Here is a 7793-nt window from a genome sequence, read left to right on the forward strand (position 1 = left end):
AAATGGTGTGAATGCAACTCGGGATAAGGCAGATAACACTACTACTTTTTTTCTCTGACGAAATTCCCTATCTTGATAGTTTCCAGAGCCAAGATTGATCGGTGGGTTTAACCCTATAGTTATGGGTGGTTTCAATTCCCTGACGTAATTCCTCTGACGGTCGATAAAGTAAAACATTTTTGAAACCCTCCGGAATCTCCGGTATGTTGGTAGAGCTATTGGATTTATCCAATAACATCAGCTGTACATCCGGACGAAGTAGATGACACAGAGATAGAACCCTACCGGGAATTTCATTACTGATCAAGAGTGGTTGTGGGATTTGATTAATCCAAGCTGCTACGTCGGGATTATTGCGACTCTTCGCATAGCTCTTGTGCCACCAAACTGGCAGTTGAGAGCTGACTATACAGGAGAGTATGCCGCTAAATGCCAGAGCAATTGCTATAGACTTCCAAGTTTTAGGATTTTTTCGGGTTTTTTCCATGGGCACCATGTCATGGTTACCCCTTACTTGCTGATTTTGTCTATCTTCGGGATTTGCTAAATTTCCATCAATCATTCCCTTGGGATGTTGTCCTGAGTGTTTGGCTTGGGTTGTCAGGAAATAAGCAATAGCTAACTGAATACCTAGATAACAGGGAATAGCATAGCGAGTAATGCTAGAACGGCGACCACCTAATAGCACATCTGGACCGATTAGAGCAATTCCTGTCACTCCAATTAAGGTAATAATAAATACCCAAGCATGCTGAGGAGCGTTACGACAAAGATAGTAGAGGGCGTATCCTGCTAACAATAAACTGAGATAGTGGAGGGGACTCAAAGGATGGATGCCTTGATTAACATCAAAGAAAATCCGACTGAGGTTTAAAGTCCAAAATAGGGGTAAAAAGCCTGAACGACTATGATTAACTGAGTCAGTATTGGCGATAAATTTGGAGAAATTAATGATAACAATAATTAGCCAAGGAGAAAATAGCAATACTCCTCCTAAGGAGGCTAGTAAATAGCTACTTACTCGCTTAGTCCAGCGAGCACCTTCGGTAATTAATACATACAATCCCTGTCCAATTAAGACAAAGGCTGAGAAAGGGTGAGTATAAAGTGCTAAAGCAACAGTAAAACTATAGATAATCCATCGATAATGTTTTTTAATTAATTGCTTTCTCCTAGAATAATTCATTGCCCATAATAGCACTGCACTAGAAAGCAAAATAGTAACAGTCCATAAACTATATTCTCGGGCTTCTTGGGCATACAAAACATGAAAGGGAGAAATAGCAATTATTGCAACAGCTACCCAACCGATTAATTGTGAACCAAAAAGTTCTAAGCACAGCCAGTAAGCACAGGGCAATGCTAATAAGCTAATTAGTACTGATAGGAGTCTGATCGTTCCTACTGAATTGCCAAAGGTTTGTAACCATAACCTGGCCATTAGGTAGTAAAGGGGGGAATGTTCTGGATTGCCTGCTAGGGAATTAATAGTGTCATTGATATCTTTTTCAGGATTGGGAAATTGGTACTGTTTTAATAAGTTTTCTACGCTGATAATCTGACCATCGAAAATTTCTTCTACTAGTTCGGTTCGAGTGTGACCGGAAATTCTAATGGAGGTCATTGTCTCGTCGTACCAGTAAACTTTACGGTCTAGGTTGTAAAATCTAAAGACTACTCCCAGTACGATTACGATGATCAGTAAATTTCTAAACCAGATAGAATCAAGAGTAATTTTCTTGATCATGTTAACTAAGATAATTAGGGGATAATTGAAACTATAGCAATTCTCAGCAGCGTTTGAGCGACATTGCTTATCCTTTTAAGGCAAAAGGCAAAAGGCAAAAGGCAAAAGGCAAAAGGCAAAAGGCAAAAGGCAAAAGGCAAAAGGCAAAAGGCAAAAGGCAATATTCAAGAGGGTTTTAAGCGATGCAGCGCGGTCTTGGGGGTTCCCCCCATGAGCGACTGCATCAAGACAGGTAATTAGCTTCAAATAAGACTGTACCTCATAACTACGATAACCTGAGTTCGGGTTAAATACAAAGAAAATCGTGACGCCACTTTTGCCTTGACCAGAAGAGTCTGCTGTATCTGCCGAGAGTCTACTGCCACAGGAATCCATCACCTTAGATAAAACGGTGCGAAAGAGGTTCCTGGCAAGGCTATGGTACCTGTTTGCGAAGAATGCCATAAACAATGTTATCTACCAGGAAATTGGGAGGATAAAGACGAGCAAGGAATATGGCTGTCTCATTCGACTTCGGAATTTGCCAATCGCATTCTGCTGACCATGAATTACTTATCGAAGTAGGCTTTTATGGTAGTCATAATCAATAAATAAACAGCAAGGTAATAAACCATCGCTTGCTGTCTGTATAAATCCAATAAATCACTTCAATCTTAACACTATTAATCCCCGTAAATAGCGTTGGTAATTTTTTAAATTAATTCCGTGTAATGACCAACAACTATAAGTAGTTAAGCAATCAAAAACAGCTACCGACAATATAGCACTACCCATTAAGATTAGGACATTACTAAACTCCGAAACTTAATCAATTATAGCTTACTTCTGAATTCTGAATTCTGACTTCTCACTTGCGCGTAGCGCTATATCTGCACGGGTGATTTTCACTAACGTTATTTGGCAATAATAACAGATAAAAAACCATCAAAACTAAGGATTATAAGGTGTATAAGCCAAGGATAAAAAGATTGCGCTCGACCTGGATATAGCCATAAAATAGGTAGATATAAGTAAGGGCATTGCTATGTATAAATTTGAGGCTTTTTTGGGGCTTTAAAATCTCTAAGTCACCCTATTTATGGGTACTACCATCGGGCATAATGGTGTTAGTTAAGTTCGCCCCTTCGAGGTTGGCACGATAAACTTCGTTGGGCAAACCCCAATAAGTGCCATCGAAGGTATACTCTAAACGCGCTCCTTTGAGACTGGCGTTGGAGAGGTTTGCGTAGGATAGGTCAATTCCCCCCAAGTCAGTATCCTCAAGATTAGCTCCGGCTAAGTTAGCCTCCTTCAGCTTGGAAGTGATTAAAGCTTGATAGATAGGTAATGAAGCACTTATATACAGAGAACTCAGTTGTGCTTGTTGGAGATTGGCTCTCTCCAGATTAACCCCACTGAGATTAATATTCACAATATAGGCCTTTGATAAGTTAGCTTCTGTGAGGTTTGCCCCTTCAAGATTAGTTGCCTTTCTTGATCTAAAGAGACTGAGGTTAGCGGACTCTAGGTTCGCTTTACTGAGGTTAGCGGACTTTAGGTTAGCGGACTCTAGCTTCGCTTTACTGAGGTTAGCGGACTCTAGGTTAGCGGACTTTAGGTTAGCGGACTCTAGGTTAGCGGACTCTAAATTAACTCTTGCAAAATTAGCGTTTTCTAAATCTGCGGACTTGAGGTTAACCCCAGGCAAATTAGCATTTTTTAGATTAGCTCCAGCTAATTTTGCCCCTTCTAAGTCCTCTCCAGAAAGTTCTACCCCAGCTAAATTACAGTTCTGACACTCTTTTGTTTTCCGTAATTGTTCCAGGGAATTGTATTGAGCATCCACCTTGACAACATAATTGGAGTCAATTGCTGCCAACTCCCCTGCGTTCACCAAGGTTTGGTAAATCAATGCCGATACTTCCCCACGAGTGGCTGCTTCAGTGGGTTGTAGTTTCTCCACATCGGGATAGTTAACCACCAAGCCCTTGGCGGTAGCGGTATTTACTTGATCTTTGCCATAGTCGGGGATACTACCATGATCTGAATAGGGAACCACATTTTCAGAGGCTGATAAACCCAAACCATTCACCAGGGAGACTAAAACCTGTACCCGTTGGATATGGTCATTGGGCTTAAATGTACCATCGGGAAAACCAGAGAGGAAACCAGCACGGTAAGCTTTTTGGATTACTTCTTCAGCCCAAAAATCATTGCTGACATCGCTGAATTTGATTGCTTCCCGTTTGGGGGTAAGGGTAAAGACTTGATTCAACAAGGCTGCATATTGGGCACGGGTCATTTGGGCATCGGGTTTAAAGGTACCATCAGGATAGCCCGTGATTAATTCTCCTTGGCATAACCCTTCAATGAATTTTTCTGCCCAATGCCCTGCCGCATCTGAGAAACTAGAATCAGAACTATCTTGAGTGTAGACGACGATATAAGGAGAAGAGATAGCAGCCAATTTACCTTGAGCCAGCAATGCTTGATATACCATCGCTGCTAATTCAGCACGGGTAGTACCTTCGGTGGGGCGCAACCGTTTCACATTGGGGTAATTAACCACAATTTTTTTCATGGTGGCTGTTTTAACCGCATCTACAGCGTAGGTGGGAATGGTAGTGCGATCATTATAGAAACTTAAGGCATTGTTCTTGGTATCCGATAAGCCTAAGCCGTTGATCACCGAAACAATTACATCTGCCCGTTTAATGGGATCGTTGGGTTTAAAATTATCATTGGGATAACCAGAGAGGAATTCTCCCCGATATGCCTGTTGAATTACCTCTGCTGCCCAATAATCTGTGTCAACGTCTTTGAAAGTCTTCTGGGCACGTTTAGGTTGGGGATTAAAGGCTTTCACTAATAAGGCTGCATACTGAGCACGGGTGATATTATCATTAGGTTTCAAAGTACCATCGGGATAGCCACTGAGGATTTGCTCTGCCAAGAGGGCGTAGATAAAATCTTCTGCCCAATGATCGTTGAGATCGGGAAAATCAACAGGATGTTTGCCGATAATAGTGCTATCTTTTAAGTCCACATCGCCTTTGATTTTTTGAGCAAGTTCAGTTTTGTTAGCACAGGTGAAGGAATTGCCCGTGGAGAGTAGCTGATTACTACTACTGTTATTAATGTGATATTTACCATTGTTGCGGAAAATATTCTTGCCCTTTTCACTGTCTGTACCCAAGTCAGGCAATGCCCTATCACTTACAGAGATACCATCATCGGTACTATTTTTAATCTCATTGCTGCGTAGAATAGGTTTGGCATCGCTAAAAATAGTCATGCCAAAGCGATTACCGGAGATGGTATTACTAATAATTAAGGGGTTTGCTTCGTTCCCAATATCAATACCAGCAGCCATATCTTGACAGATATTGCCCCGTGCTTCTCCGGCACTAGTTTTGCGGTAAGCAATGCCTTGTCCTAAATTAGCAATAAATAAATTGTTCAGGATTTGTGGGGCTGCTGTGCCTGTGGCTTGAATACCTTCGCGGTTACATTTGGTAAAGGTACAATTGGCAATAATTGGGCTAGTGGATTCTAACCAAACCCCCGTACCCCGAGGTTCAGTATTAGTAACTGTCACCCCCCGCAATTCGGTATTATTGGCAAGGGAGATACTAATATTTTGCAAAGCTGAGGAAGGGCTAACAAAATCCCCTCCCCCTTCAATTAAGATATCCTTGCCTTTATTAGTGTCGTTACCAACTATCTTGATTCCAGAAGGGACTTTAAGGGGGAATTTTTCCCCACTGGCGCGATTGTAAGTTCCAGGGGCTAGTTGAATTGTGTCCCCTACTTGAACTTTGCTGATAGCTCCCGTAATACCTGTAATGGTTTTGAGGGGAGCAGACTCGCTGCCTGTAGCACTATCATCACCAGTGGTTGGATTGACGTAGAGGGTTCCCATGGTTTCCAATGCTCCTTATATTATTAGATGATTTCTCAACTATTTTTCCCAGTCTGTTGATATTTATTCCATAATTTGGCTAAAGATTACAACTTCACATTACGAATCCCCAAGTGGCACATTTGTTCTGTTTTGATTCGTAATTTTTAGGTATTCCTGCTTAGAGGATATCTGAAAAGTTTTTTGATACTGAATTTTGCCCCCCTAGCCCCCCAATTCTGGGGGGAACAAGAATCTATTTGCTGGTAAAAGTCCCCCAAAGTTGGGGAACCAACGGGGGCTTAGGTGTAGCAAATTAGACTTCTCAGACAACCTCTTAAGCTTTCTGATATTTTATCTGAGTTCGGGATAAGAAAAGGCAGGGTAAGCGCAAGAAAAAATCGCCTATAATGTATGTGCATTGGCTAGATATCGGTTGCTTGTGGCTCAAAATCCCTATAATCTCGTCGAACTCGACTCGCAATAGAGTTAAGTTGTTGAGAATGACCTGGTATTTTTCGAGGGTAAGCCACAGCTTATTGATTCTTGCCCTGACCCTGATCAGAATTGGGACAGGTAGTAACCTGATTGCATATTGCCATCAGCCTAAAAAGCCAAGTCTTCGTCTCGACTGGCTTTTACCTCAATCTGCGCGAGCCCGAACTCAGGTTACGATAAACGCACTGTAGAATACTTTAAAATTGGGGATTATAGCGTTTTTAATCATGATGAGATAAATTCAATTTTATTCCCCCTACTCCCTACTCCCTATTCCCTACTCCCAGATCCGCTGTTCCCTTTCCTTAATTACCAAGTAACAGCAACGTTTTTTAAAATTGTCATGGGACCGTGGTCTTTCAGACGTTTCATTTGCTCTTGGTTTCGGACTAGGAGAGCTCCAGCAAATCCGAGGGAGTTGACACCAATTGACTGGAAATCTGCTTGAGAACGGGGTAAAAGCAACATCCATTGCCTTGTGGCGAGGAGATTGTAGGCACCGGATTGCTTGTTACCATTGACATTATTCCATGGCAACCCGACTGCACTCAGTAATCTATGGTACAACTTGAGGGTGGCTTGAGCAGCATCCCAGGTCGAGTTTACCCAATTAGGGTCAAGCTGAGCAATAGCATGGATGAAGGGCAAGGTTGGGATGGTGCCAACAGAGTCCTGAAAGTTAGCTGATGCGATCGCATTTTCAATCGGGATGTTAACTCCTTCAGGGGCTAGGGGCAGAGGAACTAGTTGCAAGTGCTTGTGTCGTTGACTCGCACCACCAATTGTTCCAGCATTATAGAATGCCAAGCCATCAATTTCCCCAAGACATGCCCACATAGCAGCAAAATCCTGCAACGTCAGCCAAGTATCTTGCTCCTCGAAAGCACGGGTTATGATCAGCAGGTGATGGTCAACTACGTTGTATTTGTTCAACAGACACAGGTGGGTGTCGGAAAGGTCTGCTACAAATAAATCTTGTTCGTAGGGCAGAAAAGGGTTGAAATCCTTGGATGAACTAGCGGTTTTTTCCTCTTGCTTCTTCTTAGCTTTGTCTTTCCGTACCAGATTAGACAAAATCCGCACCAAGAAGCGAATACCCTCCTGTTCTACGAATTCGTATTCTGTCGCTATGGAGTGGAGTGCTTTACATTCAATAGCGTGTTCAGTTTGTGCTTTGAGTTTCGGCCACAATGTACCTGGTTCTAGTACTAGTGTTCCTTCGGTAATTGGTTGTTCTTCAATCATAGCGATCGCATTTCCTTCAGCTTCTATGGCAATCTTAAATCATTTGTCAAAAAGTAAGCATTAAGCCGTCAGCTGTCAGCTTAAAATAAACCTCGAATAGGGAGCAGGGACTTCGGAGCAGGGAGCAGGGGGAATAAAGTTGACCTATTTAGAATAATAAACGCTATTATATTATTGATTAACGTTAAAAAAAAAACTATAATCTTAAAACAAAGTAACTATTTAAAAAGCTTAAATACCATAGTTATTTTAAACAAAATGTATGAAAATTAATTTATAATAAAAAAAATCTGATCCCTTTGCTACTACTCCCTACTCCCTACTCCCTACTCCCTACTCCCTACTCCCTACTCCCTACTCCCTACTCCCTACTCCCTACTCCCTACTCCCTACTCCCTACTCCCTACTCCCTACTCCCTACTC

Annotated in this window: 4 protein-coding genes; all 4 read right to left on the reverse strand. The window is 42.0% G+C overall.

Annotation, left to right across the window (positions count from 1 at the left end; all coding sequences use genetic code 11):
• Window positions 1–67: 67 nt before the first annotated feature.
• The 4 genes from F6J99_RS37770 to F6J99_RS37785 all read right to left on the reverse strand — a co-directional run bounded on the left by F6J99_RS37770 (window position 68) and on the right by F6J99_RS37785 (window position 7370).
• Window positions 68–1747 carry a glycosyltransferase family 39 protein gene (locus tag F6J99_RS37770; RefSeq protein ID WP_293121000.1) on the reverse strand — a complete coding sequence of 560 codons (1680 nt, stop codon included), beginning with the start codon at window positions 1745–1747 and terminating at the stop codon, window positions 68–70.
• A 75-nt stretch (window positions 1748–1822) separates the two neighbouring features.
• Window positions 1823–2191 carry a hypothetical protein gene (locus F6J99_RS37775; RefSeq protein WP_293121002.1) on the reverse strand — a complete coding sequence of 123 codons (369 nt, stop codon included), beginning with the start codon at window positions 2189–2191 and terminating at the stop codon, window positions 1823–1825.
• Window positions 2192–2819: 628 nt separating this feature from the next.
• Window positions 2820–5648 (reverse strand): S-layer homology domain-containing protein, encoded by a 2829-nt coding sequence (locus F6J99_RS37780; RefSeq protein WP_293121006.1) that lies wholly within the window; start codon window positions 5646–5648, stop codon window positions 2820–2822.
• Window positions 5649–6434: 786 nt separating this feature from the next.
• Window positions 6435–7370: a phosphorylase gene (locus tag F6J99_RS37785; protein WP_293121004.1), complete on the reverse strand. Its 936-nt coding sequence runs from the start codon at window positions 7368–7370 to the stop codon at window positions 6435–6437.
• Window positions 7371–7793: the final 423 nt, after the last annotated feature.

Source organism: Moorena sp. SIO4G3, from assembly GCF_010692305.1.
In the GTDB taxonomy this organism is placed as follows: Bacteria; Cyanobacteriota; Cyanobacteriia; order Cyanobacteriales; family Coleofasciculaceae; genus Moorena; species Moorena producens_A.

What these genes read in the sequence shown, in the direction of transcription:
- F6J99_RS37770 (WP_293121000.1), bottom strand. Translation starts at nt 1,747, where the DNA reads ATGATCAAGAAAATTACTCTTGATTCTATCTGGTTTAGAAATTTACTG.
- F6J99_RS37780 (WP_293121006.1), bottom strand. Translation starts at nt 5,648, where the DNA reads ATGGGAACCCTCTACGTCAATCCAACCACTGGTGATGATAGTGCTACA.
- F6J99_RS37775 (WP_293121002.1), bottom strand. Translation starts at nt 2,191, where the DNA reads ATGGCATTCTTCGCAAACAGGTACCATAGCCTTGCCAGGAACCTCTTT.
- F6J99_RS37785 (WP_293121004.1), bottom strand. Translation starts at nt 7,370, where the DNA reads ATGATTGAAGAACAACCAATTACCGAAGGAACACTAGTACTAGAACCA.